Origin of the sequence: Geomonas anaerohicana (genome assembly GCF_016458305.1) — a bacterium.
GTDB classification, from domain to species: domain Bacteria; phylum Desulfobacterota; class Desulfuromonadia; order Geobacterales; family Geobacteraceae; genus Geomonas; species Geomonas anaerohicana.
Genome location: NZ_JAEMHL010000002.1, coordinates 471,314 through 491,110 on the forward strand (window position 1 = coordinate 471,314; position 19,797 = coordinate 491,110).

Annotated in this window: 16 protein-coding genes; 9 read left to right on the forward strand and 7 right to left on the reverse strand. The window is 62.8% G+C overall.

Going from position 1 to position 19,797, the window contains the following annotated elements; all coding sequences use genetic code 11:
• Positions 1-430: 430 nt before the first annotated feature.
• A complete protein-coding gene (gene nifU, locus JFN91_RS05405) occupies positions 431-1,291 on the forward strand; it encodes a Fe-S cluster assembly protein NifU (RefSeq protein ID WP_199388165.1) in 861 nt (286 codons plus the stop codon).
• On the forward strand, positions 1,288-2,457 hold the full coding sequence (gene nifS / locus JFN91_RS05410; RefSeq protein WP_199388166.1) for a cysteine desulfurase NifS: 1,170 nt from the start codon (positions 1,288-1,290) through the stop codon (positions 2,455-2,457). Before nifU ends, nifS begins: the two co-directional genes overlap by 4 nt.
• Before the next feature lie 166 nt (positions 2,458-2,623).
• Here nifS and JFN91_RS05415 read toward each other — a convergent pair whose 3' ends face one another.
• Entirely contained in the window at positions 2,624-2,881 is a 258-nt protein-coding gene (locus JFN91_RS05415; protein ID WP_199388167.1) for a type II toxin-antitoxin system RelE family toxin, read from the reverse strand.
• Positions 2,868-3,101: a ribbon-helix-helix protein, CopG family gene (locus JFN91_RS05420; RefSeq protein ID WP_199388168.1), complete on the reverse strand. Its 234-nt coding sequence runs from the start codon at positions 3,099-3,101 to the stop codon at positions 2,868-2,870. Before JFN91_RS05420 ends, JFN91_RS05415 begins: the two co-directional genes overlap by 14 nt.
• 93 nt (positions 3,102-3,194) lie before the next feature.
• Here JFN91_RS05420 and modF point away from each other — a divergent pair, with 93 nt between their 5' ends.
• Entirely contained in the window at positions 3,195-4,655 is a 1,461-nt protein-coding gene (gene modF / locus JFN91_RS05425) for a molybdate ABC transporter ATP-binding protein ModF (protein ID WP_199388169.1), read from the forward strand.
• A 170-nt stretch (positions 4,656-4,825) separates the two neighbouring features.
• Here the strand turns inward: modF and JFN91_RS05430 are convergent, their stop codons facing one another.
• Both JFN91_RS05430 and JFN91_RS05435 read right to left on the reverse strand, forming a co-directional pair.
• Entirely contained in the window at positions 4,826-9,316 is a 4,491-nt protein-coding gene (locus tag JFN91_RS05430; RefSeq protein WP_199388170.1) for a DEAD/DEAH box helicase, read from the reverse strand.
• Between the two features lie 142 nt (positions 9,317-9,458).
• Positions 9,459-10,412 carry a hypothetical protein gene (locus JFN91_RS05435; protein ID WP_199388171.1) on the reverse strand — a complete coding sequence of 318 codons (954 nt, stop codon included), beginning with the start codon at positions 10,410-10,412 and terminating at the stop codon, positions 9,459-9,461.
• Positions 10,413-10,780: 368 nt separating this feature from the next.
• Here JFN91_RS05435 and JFN91_RS05440 point away from each other — a divergent pair, with 368 nt between their 5' ends.
• A complete protein-coding gene (locus tag JFN91_RS05440) occupies positions 10,781-10,996 on the forward strand; it encodes an outer membrane protein assembly factor BamD (RefSeq protein ID WP_199388172.1) in 216 nt (71 codons plus the stop codon).
• A gap of 10 nt (positions 10,997-11,006) precedes the next feature.
• The gene (locus JFN91_RS05445) at positions 11,007-11,765 is read left to right on the forward strand and encodes a 3',5'-cyclic-nucleotide phosphodiesterase (protein ID WP_199388173.1); all 759 of its coding nucleotides are present in this window, start codon (positions 11,007-11,009) and stop codon (positions 11,763-11,765) included.
• 13 nt (positions 11,766-11,778) lie between these two features.
• Here JFN91_RS05445 and JFN91_RS05450 read toward each other — a convergent pair whose 3' ends face one another.
• Entirely contained in the window at positions 11,779-12,954 is a 1,176-nt protein-coding gene (locus JFN91_RS05450; RefSeq protein ID WP_199388174.1) for a hypothetical protein, read from the reverse strand.
• A gap of 155 nt (positions 12,955-13,109) precedes the next feature.
• Here JFN91_RS05450 and egtD point away from each other — a divergent pair, with 155 nt between their 5' ends.
• Positions 13,110-14,183 carry an L-histidine N(alpha)-methyltransferase gene (gene egtD, locus JFN91_RS05455; protein ID WP_199388175.1) on the forward strand — a complete coding sequence of 358 codons (1,074 nt, stop codon included), beginning with the start codon at positions 13,110-13,112 and terminating at the stop codon, positions 14,181-14,183.
• Positions 14,180-17,587, forward strand: a complete 3,408-nt coding sequence (locus JFN91_RS05460; RefSeq protein ID WP_328745879.1) for an IscS subfamily cysteine desulfurase — start codon at positions 14,180-14,182, stop codon at positions 17,585-17,587. Before egtD ends, JFN91_RS05460 begins: the two co-directional genes overlap by 4 nt.
• Before the next feature lie 15 nt (positions 17,588-17,602).
• Here JFN91_RS05460 and JFN91_RS05465 read toward each other — a convergent pair whose 3' ends face one another.
• Both JFN91_RS05465 and JFN91_RS05470 read right to left on the reverse strand, forming a co-directional pair.
• On the reverse strand, positions 17,603-17,902 hold the full coding sequence (locus JFN91_RS05465) for a PQ-loop domain-containing transporter (RefSeq protein WP_199388177.1): 300 nt from the start codon (positions 17,900-17,902) through the stop codon (positions 17,603-17,605).
• A 139-nt stretch (positions 17,903-18,041) separates the two neighbouring features.
• Positions 18,042-18,428, reverse strand: a complete 387-nt coding sequence (locus JFN91_RS05470) for a c-type cytochrome (RefSeq protein ID WP_236014971.1) — start codon at positions 18,426-18,428, stop codon at positions 18,042-18,044.
• A 196-nt stretch (positions 18,429-18,624) separates the two neighbouring features.
• On the opposite strand from JFN91_RS05470, the gene JFN91_RS05475 reads away from it, so the two are divergent.
• Positions 18,625-18,948, forward strand: a complete 324-nt coding sequence (locus JFN91_RS05475) for a hypothetical protein (RefSeq protein ID WP_199388179.1) — start codon at positions 18,625-18,627, stop codon at positions 18,946-18,948.
• A gap of 282 nt (positions 18,949-19,230) precedes the next feature.
• Positions 19,231-19,662, forward strand: coding sequence for a Fur family transcriptional regulator (locus JFN91_RS05480; RefSeq protein WP_199388180.1), 432 nt, complete (start codon positions 19,231-19,233; stop codon positions 19,660-19,662).
• The last annotated feature ends 135 nt before the right edge of the window (positions 19,663-19,797 follow it).

Here is a 19,797-nt window from a genome sequence, read left to right on the forward strand (position 1 = left end):
TTGCGTTCCCAAGGCGGACCTTGGGAACGAGATCAACTAAAGGGGGACAGGCACCTGGCGGAGCCAGTCCCCTTCATCCGGGACGCAGTTGCGTGCAGGCCTCCAGCCTGCCGATGACTGCGTCCCATTTTATTACAGGTGCTCTTTTGTGGGGCAGTCGACGGCCACGTTGCCGGCACGGCGGAGGACGCACCGGCAATAGTCCCTCACTCGAGCAGCAGAACTTTCTTCGCATATTCCCGCAGTTATCGCTTCATGATTGTCTTCCGCGCGGAAGGGGCTTGAAGCGGAGCGGGAATTGCAGTTCCTTGCGGAAACGTTAAGTAAATCCGGGTACCCTACCGCGTAGCTGTGCATTGTGGTCGTTTAGGGGGTGTTCTTTTCGCAAGCTTTGCGCTATGATAACCGGACTAATTAGAAGGGAGGGTCTATGTGGGACTACACCGATAAAGTAAAAGAACATTTCCTCAACCCCAGGAACGTGGGCGAGATAACGGATGCTGATGCGGTCGGCGAGGTTGGCAGCCTGGCCTGCGGCGATGCCCTTAAACTGTTTATAAAGCTGGACGAGAACAAAGAGCGCATCGTCGACGCCAAATTCCAGACCTTCGGCTGCGGCAGCGCCATCGCTTCGTCTTCGGCGCTGACCGAGATGGTGAAGGGTAAAACTCTTGACGAGGCGCTCGAGATCACCAACCAGCAGATCGCCGATTTCCTGGGCGGGCTTCCCGAAGAGAAGATGCACTGCTCGGTCATGGGGCAGGAGGCGCTGGAGGCCGCTATCGCCAAGTACCGCGGCGTTGAGGCGCCGGCGCACGGCCACGGCCACGATCACGTCGAGACCGAGGGTGAGTTGGTCTGCAAGTGCTTCGGCCTGACCGACGTCTTTCTGAAGAAGGTCATCGCCTCCAACAAGCTGACCACCGCCGAGCAGGTCACCCACTTCACCAAGGCCGGCGGCGCTTGCGGCGGCTGCATTCCCAAGATCAAGGAGCTGATCGCCGAGGTACTGGGCGAAGAGAAGAAGGTGGCTGCCGAGAAACCGACGAAACTCACCAACCTCAGGAAGATGCAGCTGATCCAGGAGACCCTGGAGAACGAGGTGCGTCCGCAGCTTTGGGCTGACGGCGGCGACCTCGAACTGATCGACATCGACGGCTCCAACGTCCAGGTCGCCTTCAGGAAGGCCTGCGCGGGTTGTGCCTCCTCCGGCTACACCGCCAAGTTCGTCGAGCAGAAGCTGCGCGAGATGGTTTCCCCCGACATCACCGTACAGGAGGTTCAGGGATGAGAGAGATCTATCTTGACAACAACGCCACCACCAAGGTGGACGAGCGGGTTTTCGAGGAGATGCGTCCCTACTTCTGCGAGCTGTACGGCAACCCGAGTTCCATGCACTTCTTCGGCGGCCAGGTACAAAAGAAGGTGGACGAGGCCCGCGCCCGGGTCGCCTCGCTTTTAGGCGCCCTGCCGGACGAGATCGTCTTCACCGCCTGCGGCACCGAGAGCGACAACGCCGCCATCCGTTCGGCGCTCGAGGTCTTCCCGGAGAAGCGTCACATCATCACCAGCCGCGTCGAGCACCCGGCGGTGCTAACCCAGTGCCGCAACCTCTCCAAGCGCGGCTACCGCATCACGGAACTGAACGTGGACGGCAACGGCCAACTCGACCTGAACGAGTTGGAGCGGCTGGTCGATGAAGATACTGCCATCGTCTCGCTGATGTACGCCAACAACGAGACTGGCGTCATCTTTCCCATTGAGGAAGCTGCCAAGATCGTCAAGAAAAAGGGTGCTTTGTTCCACACCGACGCGGTGCAGGCAGTAGGCAAGATCCCGCTGAACATGGCCGAATCGGCCATCGACATGCTCTCCCTTTCCGGGCACAAGCTGCACGCTCCGAAGGGCGTCGGCGTTCTTTACGTTCGTCGTGGCACCCCGTTCCGCCCGATGCTGGTCGGCGGGCACCAGGAGCGCGGCCGCAGGGCCGGCACCGAGAACACCGCTTCCATCATCGCCATGGGCAAGGCCTGTCAGCTGGCCGAGCAGTACATGGCGGACGAGGCCGGGCGCGTCCGCGAGATGCGTGATCGTCTGGAGCGCGAACTGACCGCGCTGATCCCGAACACCAGGATCAACGGCGGCGGCACCGAGCGTCTTCCCAACACCCTTTCCATCGCCATGGAGTTCGTGGAAGGGGAGGGGATCCTGCTGCTGCTCTCGGAGAAGGGAATCTGTGCTTCGTCCGGCAGTGCCTGCACCTCCGGGTCGCTGGAGCCGTCCCACGTGCTGCGCGCCATGGGTGTTCCCTTCACCTGCGCTCACGGTTCCATCCGCTTCTCGCTGTCCAGGTTCACCACCGATGACGACATCGATGCGGTAATCGAAGCGTTGCCGCCCATCATCTCCCGTCTGCGTGCGATGTCGCCGTTTGGGCGGGAGTTCTTGAACAAGTAAGGCAAATCCCCCCTGTCCCCCCTTCGCGAAAGGGGGGAACGTCAGGGCTCGTGCAGCACTTCGGGGGGACACAGCCCCGGCTTGGTAATACCGGGAACAAAAGAAAAGGGGTGAGCATGTTCTGCTCACCCCTTGTTCGTTGTCATTGATCTGTCTGCTTCACAGGCTATCGGTAAACCTCACGGCGGTGCGCGACCTTTACCACCCAGACTGTAAGCTCCCAATCCTGAATGGAGTACACGATGCGGTATTTTCCCTGGCGAATGCGATAGCGGTCCTGGCCAGACAGTTTCTCACAGCCGATCGGCCGTGGATTGGTGGCAAGAGATGCGATGCGGCTCATGATCCTTTGCAAGTCTGTTTTCGGGATCGACTCAAGATCCTTCCGCACGGAATCCCTCAGCAGAATGCTATAGACGGCCATCGTTCTTTAGTTGTTTAAGTACTGATTCGTATGTCAGCAGCGGTTCGTTGACCCGCTCCTCAAAAGCGGCCAAATCCTCGGCGTCCTCGGCAAGGGTGTTGCGGACGGCATCATTAACCAGATCGGAAACAGAACGCGATGTTTCTAGTGCCTTGTGCTGCAGCGCCCGATGCATGGCAGGGTCGAGGTAAATAGTTGTTCTTTTAGTTAGCGCACACATGTCTGTACCTCCGCACCGAGCATAACGCAGTGACGCCATGACGTCAACGCAAGCCGTCGGAGGCATTCCATAGTGGGGCATAGAGGGAAAAAAGTGGTCGAAATCGTTTTGGACAACGTAAAAGCCAGGATAACTGAAGTGAAGTTCCTGGAAGAGATAACGATGCAGATTGACGCAGGCGAGCACTGGGCTGTGGTCGGGGCGAACGGGTCGGGGAAGTCGGCCTTCGGAAAACTCCTCTGCAACGACCTGCCGGTGATCTCGGGCACCACCCGCGTTCCTGCCCGCTCGGGCTTCGTTTCCTTCGAGAAGATCGACGAGATCCTGGAAAAGGAGCGTTATAACGACGACTCGGATTTCCTGGGCTACGTGACCGAAGGGACCCGTGTCGACACGTTCATCCTCTCCGGCACAGACGCCGACGAAAAGCGACTGTCTGAACTGGCGCAGGAGCTTGGCTTCACCAAGATCCTGGAGCGCGGCATCAAGTTCCTCTCCACCGGTGAAATGCGCAAGACTCTCATCTGCAAGGCGCTTCTGCAGGAACCGGAACTGCTGGTGCTGGACGAGCCCTTCGACGGGCTGGACCGGGATTCTTCGGAAGTGCTGCGGCAACTGATCAGCCGCTGCATCGAACGCGGCATCCAGGTGGTGCTGCTCCTGAACCGCTTCAGCGAGATCATGCCGGAAACGACCCACATCGCTTACCTTAAAGAGTGCCGCATCCTCATGTCGGGGACCAAGGAGGAGATGCTGGGCTCGAAGGCGCTGCGACGCTTCCATGCTTTTCATTACACCTTGCCGGATACACTACCCGAGGTCGACACGGCGCGCAGCGCGCCACCGCTTGTTCCAGGTCAACCGCTCATCGAGATGAAGGACGTGACGGTCCGCTACGGCGAGAAGTGCATCCTGAGCGGCGTCAACTGGACGGTCAAAGCCGGTGAACACTGGAAGATCAGCGGGCCCAACGGCTCGGGAAAGTCGACGCTCTTGAGTCTGATCAGCGGCGACAACCCGCAGGCCTACGCCAACGACATCAGCCTGTTCGGCCGCAGGAAGGGGAGCGGGGAGAGTGTCTGGGACATCAAGAAGCGCATCGGCCTGGTCTCTACCTCGCTGCAGCAGGAGTACCGGGTCGGCGGGACGGTGAAGGTCGTGGTCATCTCCGGGATGTACGACTCCATCGGCATGTACTCCCAGTACACCCTGCACCAGCAGGAGATCGCACTGGAGTGGCTGAAACTTTTGCACATGGATCACCGAAGGGAACATGCTTTCCGTGACCTTTCCTATGGGGAGCAGCGGCTGGTACTGCTCGCCCGCGCCATGGCGAAGCAGCCGGACCTGTTGATTCTGGACGAGCCGTGCCAGGGACTGGACGACGTGAACCGTGAGATGGTGCTGAAACTGATCGATCACCTGGGGCGCACCGGCAATACGCAGATACTTTACGTGAACCACCACGCCGAGGATAGGATCCCGTGCATCGAGAACAGCATGGAGCTGGTGCCGGCGGATGGGGGCGGCTTCACAGCGGCGATGACCTCGTAAGCAAGATCGTCGGAACGGGAGGGGACTCCCCGGAAGGTTCCCCCCTCGCCCTCTGGGAGAGGGGCAGGGGTGAGGGCGTTGCCAATGGCAACCAACTCCCTTCGTGGCATCTCCCTCACCCGCCCTGCGGGCCCCCTCTCCCGGAGGGCGAGGGGGGGGAGATATGGACGTTAGGGGTACTGGCGCCAGTATTCCAACCCGGAGTACGATTCCTGGAAGCCGAAGCGCCTGAGTGCCTCGGCGTACTCTGATTCCTTGGCGGGATCGCCGTTGATACGTTCGACGGTGATGCGTTTCAACGGGTTGAAGTCGCGGCTGACCAGGGTCCTGAATAAGGCAAGGTAGCTCTCCAACCGTGAGTCGTCCGCCCCGGTTCTGAACTCCAGTTCCTTGCCGTAACGTCGTGAGATGAGGACCAGGTGCGACCCGTGGTAGACCAGGTGGGTCGACGGGATGCGGGAAGGGAGCGCCTCGCGCAGGCCTTCCAGGCCGCTGCCGCACAGGGAGGCGGGGTCGGCGGCATTGACCCAGAAGATCTCATCCTGGAGCAGGCCACGCTCCAGCAATCGGTACGCCTCCTGCGAGACGAACTGCAGCCCGGGAATACCGTCGAAGAAGTTGCCGGAGATGAGTTCGCCGGACATCTCCATGATGCGCAGCGTCCTGAACAGGCGGCTCCACTGCAGGGCGGGGAGTTCCCGCGTCAAAAGCTCCCTGAACAGGATGCCGTAGCGCTCCAGCAGCACCCGCACGCGATCCTTGGTTCTTTCCTCCTTTTCCAACACATCTATTTCCGTTTGCGGTTCGGGGAGCACGAACCAGTTGCCCGGACCTTCCTGGGCGCGGTTCCAGCGACTACCGGGGAGCCGTCGCGGATGCCGTCCGTGCACTGGATGCCGGTGCCCCGCATCCCCCTGCGGCAACTCGAAACGGTTCAGGATTCCCTTGCGCACGGCGGCGAAGGAATCGTTGCTCACCGCTCCCTTCCAGGCTGCCTGCCAAAGTTCCGTCGTTGCCGTTGCCGCCGTGACTCCCGCTATGGAGCAGATCGCGCTCAGGTTGTAGTGACCCCGGTCATCCGGAATAAGTGCCGGGTGCTCCGGTTCCGTTGCCCCGGTCCCGCTGTCATCCTGCTCTTGAAACAGGTCGAGGTCTTCCGGGAAAGCAAAGGAGAGCCGTCTGGGGCCGCAGCCGAACCAAAGCAGGTCACTGCTCTGCATCAGGCTGTCCAGCCATGCGCCAAGATAGGGAGCCAGGCGGGCGGGAAGGACGTCCTCCTCCCAGAGTCCCACCGGAAGAGGTGCGCCGAGCAGTTGCTCGAGCCGGTCCCGCAGGTCGTCGGGGGTGCTCCCCTGTTGCACGATCCCCTGGAACTGCGCCAGGAACAGCGGGAGCTGGGCGAGGTCCAGCGCCTCGAAGGCGGGTCTTCTCGACCTGCGCAGCATCCGTAGCAGCGCCTCCAGGTTCACCGCATCGCATACCTGCGGCTCTTCCCCCCCCCCGGTGAACCGGTCCACCAGCACGCTGCCAGTTTCCTCCAGGCTTTGCAGCGCGTCGCGCAGCAGGCCCTCTTCAAGCCCCAGGGTACGCTGCAGCACGGCCAACTCCATGGGGCCGTAGTAGCCAAGCCACCGCCCGACAATTCTCGCCGCGCCGGGTTCTTCTTCGTCCCCAATCTCCGCCGCAGCCGTCGTGCGTTGCCACAGCCTGTCGAGCGACTGCTGCAGCAGGCCGGATAAATCCGGAACGGCAATCAGCGGCGCGATGGTTATTTCGTCCCTGCTGCACCCGAGCCCTTCAGCAACTTCCGGGATCATCTCCAGCGCCGAGACCATTGGGGCCTCCGCACCGGGGAATTCCACAAGGACCAGCCGCTGCGCGACCTGCAGCAGCGACTCCTCTTCGCCCGGGCCGCCATCACGGGCTACCGACCGCAACAGATCCGGCCATTCCCGGAGTGGAACCAGCAATCTTTCCTTGACCCAGTCGATCAACTCACGTGCCGAGTCCGGGGCGTATCCCGGCGCCAGCCGCTGCCGTTTCTCCTGGAACTGGCGCACCAGTTCGGGGGGAAGATGCGGGCGCAGGTGCGGTGAGAGTGCGAGTTCCTTCAAGAAATCGCTGCCGATGGCCGACTTCCGGCCGCCCCCCAAGGTTTCGTCCTCGTACACGTACTTGTTGGTCTGCTGCCAGATCAGCCCCTTGGCAAAGGGAGACGCTTGCTTGGTGTGCACCCGGCTGACCTCGATGGTGCCGTCCTGGATCTCCTCCAATACCCGCCTCAGGTTGGCCAAGTCGAAATCGTCCTTGAGGGCGGAGCGCCAGGTTTCCAGCAGCACCGGGAAGTCACGGTAGCGCAGCACCGAGGCAAGGAGCTTCTTGGAGCGGAGCCGGTTCAGCCAAAGCGGCATCCTTCTTTTGAAATTGCTCCGGGACAGGAGCAGCGCCCGCCCGGCATTCTCGCGGAACCGGGCGCCGAAGTAGCCGGTCCCTTCCAGCGATTCCCTGAGCAGGGATTCGATGTTATCCGGTGTGACCAACTCGAGGATTTCGTCCAGTTGCTCCATTTCGTGGGGGAGCAGCAGCGCGATGCCGTCGTTGTTGTAGAAGGCTTGCAGCGGGTAGCCGTAGCGCCGCTCCCAGGCGGCGACCAGCGCGAAGGTGAACGGGCGGTTGACGGTGTTGCCCCACAGGGTGTGCAGGATGATCTGCTCCGTTTCGGCCCCGCCGACCGGGTCGCGGAAGTGCTCCACCAACAGGTGGTGGCGGTGGGGCAGGGGAGCGCCCGTCGCTTCCCTTTGCAGTTCGAGATAACTCTCCAGTGCCTTGGCTGCACCCTCATCCATGAAGTGGCGCCGCATCAGCTCTTCGACCAGGTCCTGCCGGCCCAGCCGTTCATTGCAGGATTCCAGGAAGGAGGAGATCTTCTCGGAGTAGAAGATGTCGCGATCCAGTTCCTCTGCGCGCCAGAAGGGGATGATCTGCTGGGACTTGCGGGCCGGGACCACCAAAACCGTGCTGTGACTTATCTCGGTGATCTGCCAGACCTGTGCCCCGAGCGCAAAGGTGTCGCCGAGCCTTCTCTCCCAGACGAATTCCTCGTCCAGTTCGCCGATCTTGGCTCCGCTCTCCTTCAGGCGCAACTCGAAGTAGCCCCGCTCCGGTATGGTCCCTCCTTCCAGGTAGACCAGCATGGAGAGGGCTGGGCGGGTGACGATGGTCTCTTCCAGCCGATCCACCGTGACGCGGGGGCGCAGCTCCGGTACGTGCGAATCGGCGTACTTCCCCTCCAGCATCCCGACGACGAGATCGAACTGCTGTCGGGACAGGTTACGGTATGGGTAGCTGCAGCGGAGGAAATCGTAGAGCTCGTCCAGGTGCCACAACTCGGGGAGTCCCATGGCGAGCATGATCTGGGCCAGCAGGTCCAGGGGGGCTTCGACCGGGTGCAGTTCCTCGATCTCCCCTTCGGCAATGGCGCGCGCGATGACGGCGGCGCAGACAAAGTCCATGCCGTAGGTGGGAAAGAGCATACCGCTACTGACCTCGCCCACGCCGTGACCGGAACGGCCGATGCGCTGGATGGCGGAGGAGATGGAGCGCGGCGTCTGGATCAGGACCACGCTGTCCAGCTTGCCGATGTCGATGCCCAGTTCCAACGAGTTGGTGGCGACGATCGCCTTCAGTTCACCGCGTTTCAGGCGCTCCTCGACCGCGAGGCGGATCTCGCGGGACAGCGAGCCGTGGTGCGAGTAGGCAAGCTCCTCCCCGGAAAGCTCATTGATGAGCCGGGTCACCTTTTCCGTGGTCCTCCTGCTGTTGGCAAAGAAGAGTGTGGAACGGTGCCTGGTGATGATGTCGGTGAAGCGTTCCACCAGCGCGGGCCAGAATTCTTCATCCGCCCCGGAGAGCACGGCCGATGGGGCGCTGATCTCCAACTCGAAACGCTTCTCCTGCTCGCCGCGGACCAGCGAGATCGGGCGCGGCTGGTGGCGCTGGCCGACCAGGCGCAGGCCTGCCACGAAGTCGGCGATTGTTTCCAGCGGGCGCACCGTGGCCGACAGTGCGATGCGCTGGAACTCGCCGCTTAACAGCGTGAGCCTTTCCACGGCGGTGATCAGGTGGGTGCCGCGCTTGTCGCCGGCGACGGCATGGATCTCATCCAGGATTACGGTGGCCACGCCGGTGAGGGTGGCCCTGCTCCCCTTGGAGGTGACCAGGATGTTGAGGCTCTCCGGTGTGGTGATAAGGATCTCAGGGGGGTGACGCAGCATCCTGCGCCGTTCGTCGCCCGGGGTGTCACCGCTCCGGGTCTGGACGGCGATGGCGGGGAACTTCTCCCCGCGGACCGCGAAAAACTCGCGCAGCTGGTTTAGCGGGGCGAGCAGGTTACGGCGCACATCGTTGTTGAGCGCCTTGAGGGGCGAGACGTAGAGCACCTTCGTTTCGCCGCGGGGCCAGGCGCCGGTGACCAGTTGGTTGATGGCCCACAAAAAGGCGGCCAGGGTCTTGCCGCTGCCGGTCGGCGCGGTGACCAGGACGTGGCGCTGTCGACTGATCTCATCCCAGGCACGCAACTGGACGTCTGTGGGATCACCCACGTTCTCGATGAACCATTGCTGGATCAGCGGGTGGAAATGTCTCAATGCGGATGGCGGCATAGCTATGACTTTAGGCTACAAAGGGAGTTTGTTCAAGGCGGGGCGTTGCTGCAGATAAATGCGCAGCTGCTGAAAAGCGAAGCCCCCTTCCTCCAGCGTGGGGAAGGGGGCTCTATGAGGTGCGGCCGTGATGCTGTGCGGGCTACTCGGTACAGAGTTGCCACTCACTGCTCTCGTTGGTGAGGGCGGTGACTGTGGTGCCAGCCGAGCTGAAGGTGAGCCTGGCTTTCGTGCAATGTGCGCCTGCTGCCTGGAATACACCCGCGATAGGCACATCCGAGAATGAGCTTACCGATAACGGTGTCGGTGTTGTCACCTCTACGTATCCGTAGCTCGGATGAAAGTAGACCCCGGTGATGGCAAGCGTGTTTCTGGAGAAGGTATAGGTCCAGTCCTTGATCCAGTAGTTGGGGCTGGAGTTGACGCTCAGCGTGCAGGACATCCTGAGCGTCTCACTGGTGGCGGTGGCACTGAAGGCGAAGGAGCCGTACATGGTGGCCGTTCCCTTGGCGGTGTTGGCGGAAAGCGGGGCAAAATCCATCGTGATGGAGTCGTAGCTGCCGGTGGCCGGGTTGTAAATGCCGGTCATGGTGACGCTCCCCGTGATGGTCGGGCCGTTGCTGAGGTTCTGGTACTTGTTGAAGGTCATGCTCCCGGTGAAGTTGCCGGTCGTCTCGTTGAGGTTCATGCTGACCGCTGCCGATCCGCCGACCGCACCGTAGACCGTGCTGCTGGCGGCCACGCCGGGAAGCGGGGCGGCCTGTTTCACGCGCGCCAAGGCTTGTGGGATGCTTCCTTGGACGGTGGCGGCGATCTCGGGGAGGGTGATCAGCTTACCGCCGGGACTGGCGTCGTTTTGCACCATGACGCCGATGACGTTGGCGGATGAGCCGATACTGCCGGCTGCCCAGGCATCGGTGGTGAAGGCGACGGCGTTACCGGTGGTGATGCTCGCCCTGGCGGTCTGGCCGGTGTACTTGGAGTGGTCTACCGGCTGGTCACCACCACCCCCACCGCCACCACAGGCGGCCACCAGGGCCAACAGCAGAGCGGTGCATACTGCCTTGGGCAAATTTTTCAACTCAATCATGTTCATAGCCACCTCCACGTACAGCTGGTTGTGCCTCTGCCGCAGCGGCCGAGGTCGTTGTCACGGTTGTGGTGATGAGGGCCTTTGGGCATTTGAATTATATCCATCTAATGTTTTGGGTGATTGTGACCGGCGTCACCGTTAGTGCAGTTACCCGCAGCGTGCGGTGACGGACGGGGAACGGGGGTGAGGGAGAAACTGTTGCGATGCCGGTGCCTTATTCTCTCAAGTTCGCAGGCGAGGAGCCGACAGGAATAGGGGATGACACTCGGGCAGGAAAAGATATTTACATGGTCTTGTCTTAATGGTAATGGTGCCTCCTGTTGGAGCTGTGTGAATAGATTGTCGCAGCGATGAAACCGGAGGAGGTCAGCATGAAGAGAGTGGTACTGGGTGCGCTGCTTGTGGCAGCACTTTGTGGTTGCGCCGGGGACAAGGGGAAGGAGCTCTTCGACACGGCACAATTCGAAGAGAAGCAGAACAACAGGGAGCATGCGAAACAGCTGTACCAGGAAATCGTGGCCAAGTATCCGGACAGCCCGGTGGCGAAACAGGCGCAGGAGAGGCTGGCCGCGCTGGGGGGCAAATAGAGGAGAGACCGTGAAGTTACGCGTACTAGGTTGTTCCGGTGCCGAGTTTCCCGGGCATAGCCCATCGGGGTTCCTGATCGACGGCTGCCTGCTGCTGGACGCCGGCACGGTGGGGGCCGCGCTCGACCAGGAGGAGCAGCGCAGTATCGAGCACATCCTGGTAACTCATTGCCACATGGACCACGTCCGCGGCATACCCTTCCTTGCCGACAATATCGTGGTATCGGGCTCATCTCAGAAGGTGCAGGTGCTCGGCAGCGCCGAAGTTATCGCCGCCATCGGCACCCATGTCATGAACGGGCTGATCTGGCCCGATTTCACCAGGATTCCGACGCCGCAGGAGCCGGTACTGCGTTACCGGGAAGTCCCGGTGGAACAGGAGTTTCAGGTGGGCGACTATGCGGTGCTCGCGTGCCGGGTCAATCATCCGGTTCCGGCGCTGGGCTACCGCGTCACCCGGGACGGCATCTCGCTGCTGTACACCGGGGACACCGGACCGACGGAGCGCATCTGGGAGTTGGCCGGCGAGTTGGCCGCGCTGGTGGTGGAGGTTTCCTTCCCGAGTGCCATGGAGGAAATCGCCCTGTTGACCGGTCATCTCACCCCGGCCCTGCTGGCCAAAGAACTGGCCAAGCTTGCGCGCCCTCCGCGCCGGGTCCTGATCACCCACCTGAAGCCGCAGTACCAGGAGATTATCAGCAGCGAACTAGAGTCACTTGCTATCCCGGGACTGGAACTGTTGCAGGATGGCACCACCTACCAACTGTGATGCGCTGGCTGGGTCAGTCGGTCCGGAGGAACTGCCCCGGCGCCAGGCTGGTGGCTAGCATGACCATGTTGATGTCCCCGTGGGACCTCCAGTGCTCCGTCCTCTTTCTCATTTCCTCGATCCAGAACTCTTCGATCCTTCCCGACAGTTTGTGAAACCACAGCATCTCTTCGAGCCGGGGCTGCAGCCACTCTGCCAGTTCGCCCCCGCGCACGTCCGGATATTCCTCAAAGAGCCGCAAAAGCCGCGCCGCTCCTTTCAGCCCGATGGAGAGACCGAGCTCGCGAAACGCCAGCCGGTATTTGGCCGGCTGATCCAAAAAGCCGCTGCCCGTATCTTCCAGTGACGAAATGGCGTCGTGCACCATGCGCTGGAACAGGGCGAGGTCCTGGAATGCCTCGTTGACGATTAGTTGGCCGGTCCGGCAGGCATCGACCAGGATGCCGCCGATGCCGAGGCTGTCGCTGGTGCTGAAGTCCCTGCCGCGGCACATCTGCGTCAACTCCCCGATCTCCTGCTCCAGGTCGGGCAGTTCCTGGTCGGGAAAATGTCGCGCAGCGCAGAGCATCTCGCAGCAGGTGACCAGGCCGTCCAGCGGGTCGTGCTGACCGACCGAGGGGACCAGGGAGCGCCGGAGGTCGCCGCTCATCTTCCAATGCAGTCCCAACTCCCCGTCCGGGCCGCTGAAGCGGAAGGCCCGGTGTGCCGTCTGCGCCAGTTCCATCCCCCAACGCAGGTAGCAGGCGTCCCCGGTGACCCGGCTGGTGCGGGTCAACGCCCGCATCCACTTGGTCAGGTAGTGGAAGTATTGACCATCCCGCTCCCATTCCAGGCGCTCGTCCATCGGCTCGTCGGGTGCGCGCTCTTCCATCTTCTTGCCGATGCGCAGCCCGCCACGGGTGGGATGGCGTTCCCCTTCCTCTGCGCCGAGACCGCTGAGCCACCCGCTTTTCGCGGAGTCCGGCCGGTGCCGCCCCAGGGTCTGATGCACCTGGTCCACCAGACGCAGCGCCAGCAACAGCCACTGCTCATCCTGGGTACGGTGGTACAGCTCCAGAAAATTGCACACCGCGAAGGCGTCGGTCCAGAGGTAGCGGCGCTGCGGCTTCTCCTCCCTGGATACCCCGGTCAGCGCGGCGAAATCCAGCATGATCTCTCCCGCCAAAGTGACATTTTCTTCTCTGTGCATGTCGGCTCCCTTGATCAATCGGCGCTCCCGGTTACATAGCGGTTGTCGGGCCCAGTTGCAAAAGCCCTTGGTCGTCAGCTGTTCATTGACGCAGAAGATTAGTTATTTATAATCTTTTGATCTTTTTGCAAGTGGCAATGAGCCAGGAGGGAACCATGGATGCATTTTTTGCCTCGCCCGAGCCGCATCTGTGCCGAAATTTGCGCGATGCCTGCCTGAAGCGCACCCCCGCCATCGTACAGTCTCAGCCAAATCTTGATCCGCTCATTGATTTCGCGCGCTCCTGCGTGCGCGGGTTCTACGCCGATCCCCGCAGCATGGAAAGCCGTTTTCTCTACGACGAAGAAGGGAGCGCGCTGTTCGAAGAGATCACCCGGCAGCCTGAATACTACCTAACCCGCACCGAAGCCGCGATCCTGGCCGCGCATGCCGCCGAGATCCGGGAGTTGACCGGACCGACGCGGATCCTGGAATTGGGATCGGGAAGTGCCCAGAAGACGGATCACCTGTTGAGGGCCTGGCTGGAGCAGGGCGGACCCACCCGCTACTACCCCGTTGACGTCAGCGCCGCGGCGCTTTCCTCCGCCTGCGCCGGTATCAGGTCCAGGTTTCCGACGGTGGAGGTGGTGGGCGTTCAGTGCCAGTACCGCGAGGCTTTCCCCGTGCTGGCGCAGCTCTCCCCGGTGCTGGTTGCCTTTCTGGGGAGCAGCATCGGCAACTTCACCCCGCAGGAGACGCTTGCCTTCGTCCGCGCCCTGGCCGCGGCGCTGCGCCCGGGGGACTTTTTCTTGCTCGGGTTGGACCTGGTCAAGGAGCGCTCAATCCTGGAGGGCGCTTACAACGACCAGGCCGGGGTCAGCGCGCGTTTCACCCGTAATCTCTTCGCCCGGATGAACAGGGAACTTGGCGCCGGCATCGATCTGGACGCCATCGAGCACGCGGCCTGGTATCGCCAGGACCAGGAACTGGTCGAGATCTCGGCACGCTTTACGCGGGAGCAGACGTTCCGGCTGACGCCGCCGGGACGGGTGATCACCATTGGGCAGGGGGAGTTGGTGCGCACCGAGATCAGCCGGAAGTTTCGACTGGAACGGGTGATGCCGGAACTGGAGGGATGCGGCTTTGCCGCCGAACGGGTCTTTACCGACGACCAGGGCTGGTTCGCACTGCTCTTGTTGCGCCGCCGGCCGCTATACTCGCCGCGTCGGGGCTGGAGGAGGTCGTTGTGAGCGGGGAGGGCGTGGAGAAACGAGACGGCTTGTGCGGTATCTGTCCGGCCGGGTGCTTCGTCACCGCAACGCTGCGGGATGGACGGTTGACCGGCGTGGAACCGCAGGCGGGGACGCCGCTGGGCATGCTGTGCCGCATCGGGCAACATTCGCCGCAGATCGTCCACGACCCGGACCGGCTGCTCTATCCGCTGCGCCGCCGTGGCGCCAAGGGTGGCTACGACTTCGAGCGGGTCACCTGGGACGAGGCCTTCGACACCATCGTAACCCGGCTCCAGGAGCTGAAAGAGGAGCGCGGCCCGGAAGCGGCGGCGATCTACACCGGCCGGGGCAGCTTCGATATGGCCCTGTGCGACCTGTTCCAGCCTGCCGACGCCGCGGTCTCCTCCGCCTCCAGCGTCCTTTTTCCTTTCGGTTCCCCCAACACGCTCGGCGTAGGCGCTCTCTGCTACGTTTCCTTCGCCATGATCGCCCCGCACGTGACCATGGGCGAGATGCTGATCACCATGGAGACCGATCTGGAACAGGCGGAGCTGATCGTCCTATGGGGGGCGAACCCGGCCACCGATTCGCCGCCGCTGGCGCATCGGCAGATCCTCCAGGCGCGGCAGCGCGGCGCCAGGGTCGTGGCCATAGACCCGCGCCGCGGTGAGACGGCGCGCGAGGCGCAGGCGCTCTGGATCCCGATCCGCCCCGGCACCGATGGCGCGCTGGCACTGTCCCTGATCGAGGTCCTGGTGGAGGAGGAGCTATTCGACGAGCGCTTCGCCAAGGAGTGGACGGTGGGCTTTGAGGAACTGTGCGCCCTGGTGCAGCACTACCGCCCCGAGGCGGCGCAGCAGATCACCGGCGTCCCCGCCGACACTATCCGGCAACTGGCGCGGCAGCTGGCGGCGACCCGGGGCGCCGTGCCGGTGATGTACACCGGCCTCGAGTACTCCGACAGCGGCGTCCAGGCCATCCGCGCCGTCTTCACCCTGTTCGCCCTGGCCGGGCAGCTGGACGTTCCGGGGGGGCTCCTGTTCCGCATGAAGGAGAACATCTTTCCCCAGAACCGCTCCCACCTCATCGCCAACCCCGACCTGAAGCGCGCGCTGGGGCGGGACCGCTTCCCGGTTTACAGCTCCTATCGCGGCGAATCACACGCCTCGGTGCTTCCCGAGGCGGTGCTGGAGGGGAAACCGTACCCGATCCGTGCCCTGATTGTCCTGGGCGGCTCGCTGATCACGGCGTGGCCCGACCCGGACCTTTGGCGCCGGACCTTGGGGTCGCTCGATTTCCTGGTCACCATCAACCGCTACCACAGCGCCGATTCCGCCTATGCCGACATCGTCCTCCCCGCCACCACCTACTACGAGAACGTTTCCTACATGCGTTACGGCCCGCTGTTCAAGGTGAGGGAGCGCCTGGTCGCGCCGCAGGGGGAGGCGAGAAACGACTTCTTCATCCAGGCCGAACTGGCCCGGCGACTGGGCTACGGCGAGCAGTACCCGCAAAACGAAGAAGACCTGCTCCGCTATGCGCTGGCCGGTTCGGGGTTTACCCTCGAAGAGGTTCGGGCCGCGGGAGGGGAGGCGCGGGTGCCGACGGTAATGATGCAGTACAAGAAGTGGGAAAAGGGGCTGCTGCGACCCGACGGGCAGCCCGGTTTCAACACCCCCAGCGGCAAGTTCGAGATTGCCTCATCCATCCTGGCCGAGCACGGCTACCCGGCGCTGCCGGTCTACACCGAGCCCGGCGAGGGGCCGTTGGCCGATCCGGTGCTGGCGCGCGACTATCCGCTGGTATTCAACTCCGGCGCGCGCAACCTGCACGACTTTCGCAGCCAGCACCACGGCGTGGCCGACCTCTCCGACCCGCTCCCGGAACCGCCGGTTACGCTGAACGCCCGGGACGCGGCGGATCTCGGTGTGACGGACGGCGAGCGGGTCTGGTTGGAGACGCCGCGGGGGAGGGCGCTGTACCGCGCCCAGGTGACTGAAGATATCGCGCCGGGCTGCATCGACGCGGCCATGGGCGGGGGAGGGCCGCTAGGGCCGAAGGCATGGCAGCAGTGCAACGTGAACCAGCTCACCGACCCCAACCGCTTCGACCCCATCTCCGGGTTCCCGGTCTACAAGACCCTGCTGTGCCGTATCGTCAAGGCCGGCGCGGAGGGGGGGCAGCTGATACCGAAAGCAGAGGTGAACAGTGGTGCCTGTGAGGTCATCCCCCCCCGGCGCCTCGAGTCCGCGCCGCAGCGCCTGGTCTACCTGGACCACAACGCCACCACCCCGGTGCACCCGGAGGTGCGCGATGCGATGCTCCCCCTGCTCACCGATGACTTCGGCAATCCCTCCAGCATCCACGGTGCGGGGAGCCGGGCCAGGAGCGCCCTCGACGCGGCCCGGCGCGCCCTGGCCCAGGCCCTGAACTGCACCGCGCGCCGCATCGTCTTTACCGGCGGCGGCTCCGAGGCGGACAACCTCGCCATCCGCGGTGCGGCCCTGGCCGGCGACGGTGCCCGGCGCCACCTGGTTACCAGCAGCGTCGAGCACCCCGCCGTCCTCAACACCTGCCGGGCGCTGGAGCGAAGCGGTTACCAGCTCACTGTGCTGCCGGTGGATGCCGAGGGCGTGTTGCGGCCGGAGACCCTGGAGCGGGCCCTGCGTCCGGACACGCTGCTCGTCTCCGTGATGCTGGCCAACAATGAGACCGGGGCGCTGCAGCCGGTGCCGGAACTGGCGGCCATCGCACACCGCTACGGCGCGCTCTTTCACTGTGATGCGGTTCAGGCCCTGGGGAAAGTGGAGCTCGACGTCGAACAGTTGGGGGTGGATCTCCTGACGCTCTCCGCGCACAAGGTGCACGGTCCTAAAGGGGTAGGGGCGCTCTACGTCGGGCGGGAGGTGCGGCTGGAGCCGATCATTACCGGGGGGGGACAGGAGCGTGGCTTGCGCGCCGGCACCGAGAACGTCCCGGGCATCGTCGGCTTCGCCAAGGCGGTGGAACTGGCCCTGCAGAGACTGCACGCCGGCGAGGCGGCGCGGTTGGTCCACCTGCGGGACCGACTGGAACAGGGCATCCTCGAGCTGCTGCCGGGCGCGCGCCGCAACGGGCCGGCGCTGCTGTGCCTCCCCAACACGCTCAACATGGAGCTCCCCGGCTTCCGCGGGGAGTCGCTGGTGTTGCACCTGGACCGGCTGGGGATTGCGCTTTCGTCCGGCTCGGCCTGCAAGTCCGGCAATCCCGATCCGTCCCACGCGCTCATCGCCATGGGGCTCACGCCTCAGCAGGCGCACTGTTCGGTGCGCTTCTCGCTGGGGTGGTCCAACAGCGCTCAAGATATCGACTACGTGCTGTCGTGCCTGGTTAAATTGCTGCGCGAGACCGCCGAGTCGGTGCGCTTCGTTCCCTGCCGCTAGCGGCGGGGAGGATGGTCAGCATGGCGAGGATTCCCGCCGCGAGGCGATACGGCTGGCAAGGACGATGAGGAAAAGGGCGCCGGAGCCGAGGGCGTTGCCGAGGCTGACCGCGGTGAAGATGTGATCGTGCACCAACAGGGAGGCGTAGAGCGCTGTGATGAGGGAGCCGATGCACCAGCCACCGAAGGTGAGCGGTGAAAGGGAAAGGGCATGGTTGCGGTCGCTCCATGCCTTCATTATTTGGGGCAGGTACAACAGGACCGCGACAAAACCGTTCACTGCGTACAGGGATTTAAGCGCCGGAAGAAAGGTCATGCAGGCACCTTACTACATTAGTGTTCCGGGGCAGGTGAACTGGGTCACAAAGCGGGACGTTCCCTCACCCCCAGCCCACTCCCGGAGGGCGAGGGGTGCAAGTCGGCGGGGGCGGGAGCGCCCCCACCGGAGCTGCGGCTTACGGGAAGGTGGCCAGGATGTATTGGCCGATCTTCTTGGCGTCATCGTTGGAGATCATCCCCTCGTCAAACTTGTTCATGCCCGGGCCGGGGTGGCGCATGATCTTGACGATGTCCTCGGGCTTGGTGATCTTGCTCCGGTCGGCCATGGCCTTGGCGCTCAAGGTCTTGGAAGGGGTGATGGTGTTGCCGCCATTGGGGTGGCAGACCGCGCAGTGTTGCTTGAAGAGTTGCTCACCGGTGAGACCGGTCGCCGATGGCGCCGGTGGGGCGGCTGACGTTGCCGCCTTGGACGTCGACATCACGCTCTGTGGAGGTTGAGCCTGTTCCTCGCTCTTCTTCTTGCAGCCCATCACGCCGCCGGTTACCAGTGCCAAGATTGCCATTGTTGCCACCAAACGCCTCTGCATGTGACACCTCCTGTTAGAGTTTTTTCATCCGGCGAGTATACCAGAGAAAAGCATCTGTGGCGTTATGCCTGCATTTTTCATGGTGGTCCTTTTCAAAGCGGCGTTTGACACTTTGTTGGCTGATGTTAATGTTGACCGGTCTCGCATCCTGCCTCAAATCGGAGGAGCCGCCATGAACAAGACGCCGATCGCCATCGTGTTGCTGCTTTTGTCCCAGGCCTGCTGGTCGTTCGGGGCGGGTGATGAACTGGTGCACCGCGGCAACGGCAAGTTTCTCCCTGATCAGAGCGATGTCGAGGTAAGTCCGACCCAGGAGAACGCCTGCGACTGCTGCCAGAAGTGCAGGGCGGCCAAGAAGGATATCAAGCCGCACCTGGAACAGGACACCGGCAAAGAAACCGGCTGCGAGGAGTGCTGCCGCAAGTGCGGCCGCCCGGTGCAGCCGCTCCCCGAGGACATTCCTCCCGAGATCACCAACAAGCCTGCACCTGAGTGAACGCCGGCCAGGGATGCTGTAGCCTGACGCCGTCGGCTATACTCACTGCCGGCCCGTAACTGCTCCCCGGTACAGCACTCTGTCTAACCGGAACCAGGTTAATCGAATCAATCTCTGTCCGGCCCCCGTGCGACTCCGGCTGGTGGGGGCCATTTCTCTCTTGTGCTTCTCCCTCCATCTGTCTGACACAGACTCCTCCCCACTTTCTTCAGTCCCGGAAAAAAGAGTTGACAGTAACTGTACCGCTCGCTATCATGACATCCACTTTCAATTGGGGTCCTCATGAAACGAGCCAAGAAAAAAGTTTTCGCTGACTTCATGTCCCAGAAGGGGTTGAAGTCGACCAAACAGCGCGACATCATCCTCGACTGTTTCCTCTCCAGCGACAGGCATCTGAGCATCGAGGAGCTGTACCTCAAGCTCAGGTCCAAGCACCCGAACATCGGCTACGCCACCGTGTACCGCACCCTCAAGCTCTTCGCCGAGGCGGGCATTGCCCGCGAAATGCAGTTCGGCGACGGCCAGACCCGCTACGAGCACGTGAGCGAAGGGGAGCATCACGACCACCTGGTCTGTACCCGGTGCGGCCACATCGAAGAATTCGAAAACGAAACCATCGAGAAACTGCAGGACGAGGTGGCCGACAGCCGCGGCTTCCTCATCGAGCGGCATCGCCTCGAGATTTACGGCCTCTGCGCCAACTGCAGAAAGTAACAAAGGCGTTTAACAGGGATACCAGGGATGAAAAACCTTTTATCCCCTTTGTCCCTGTTAATTGTCTTTTGTGGAAGCAAATTCCCGCCATCATGAAAGTGACATTCATTGACATTTCATTGGCAAACGAACGTT

Coding starts and splice junctions, on each gene's coding strand:
- nifU (WP_199388165.1), top strand. CDS start 431: ATGTGGGACTACACCGATAAAGTAAAAGAACATTTCCTCAACCCCAGG.
- nifS (WP_199388166.1), top strand. CDS start 1,288: ATGAGAGAGATCTATCTTGACAACAACGCCACCACCAAGGTGGACGAG.
- JFN91_RS05415 (WP_199388167.1), bottom strand. CDS start 2,881: ATGGCCGTCTATAGCATTCTGCTGAGGGATTCCGTGCGGAAGGATCTT.
- JFN91_RS05420 (WP_199388168.1), bottom strand. CDS start 3,101: ATGTGTGCGCTAACTAAAAGAACAACTATTTACCTCGACCCTGCCATG.
- JFN91_RS05430 (WP_199388170.1), bottom strand. CDS start 9,316: ATGCCGCCATCCGCATTGAGACATTTCCACCCGCTGATCCAGCAATGG.
- JFN91_RS05435 (WP_199388171.1), bottom strand. CDS start 10,412: ATGAACATGATTGAGTTGAAAAATTTGCCCAAGGCAGTATGCACCGCT.
- JFN91_RS05440 (WP_199388172.1), top strand. CDS start 10,781: ATGAAGAGAGTGGTACTGGGTGCGCTGCTTGTGGCAGCACTTTGTGGT.
- JFN91_RS05450 (WP_199388174.1), bottom strand. CDS start 12,954: ATGCACAGAGAAGAAAATGTCACTTTGGCGGGAGAGATCATGCTGGAT.
- egtD (WP_199388175.1), top strand. CDS start 13,110: ATGGATGCATTTTTTGCCTCGCCCGAGCCGCATCTGTGCCGAAATTTG.
- JFN91_RS05465 (WP_199388177.1), bottom strand. CDS start 17,902: ATGACCTTTCTTCCGGCGCTTAAATCCCTGTACGCAGTGAACGGTTTT.
- JFN91_RS05470 (WP_236014971.1), bottom strand. CDS start 18,428: ATGGCAATCTTGGCACTGGTAACCGGCGGCGTGATGGGCTGCAAGAAG.
- JFN91_RS05475 (WP_199388179.1), top strand. CDS start 18,625: ATGAACAAGACGCCGATCGCCATCGTGTTGCTGCTTTTGTCCCAGGCC.
- JFN91_RS05480 (WP_199388180.1), top strand. CDS start 19,231: ATGAAACGAGCCAAGAAAAAAGTTTTCGCTGACTTCATGTCCCAGAAG.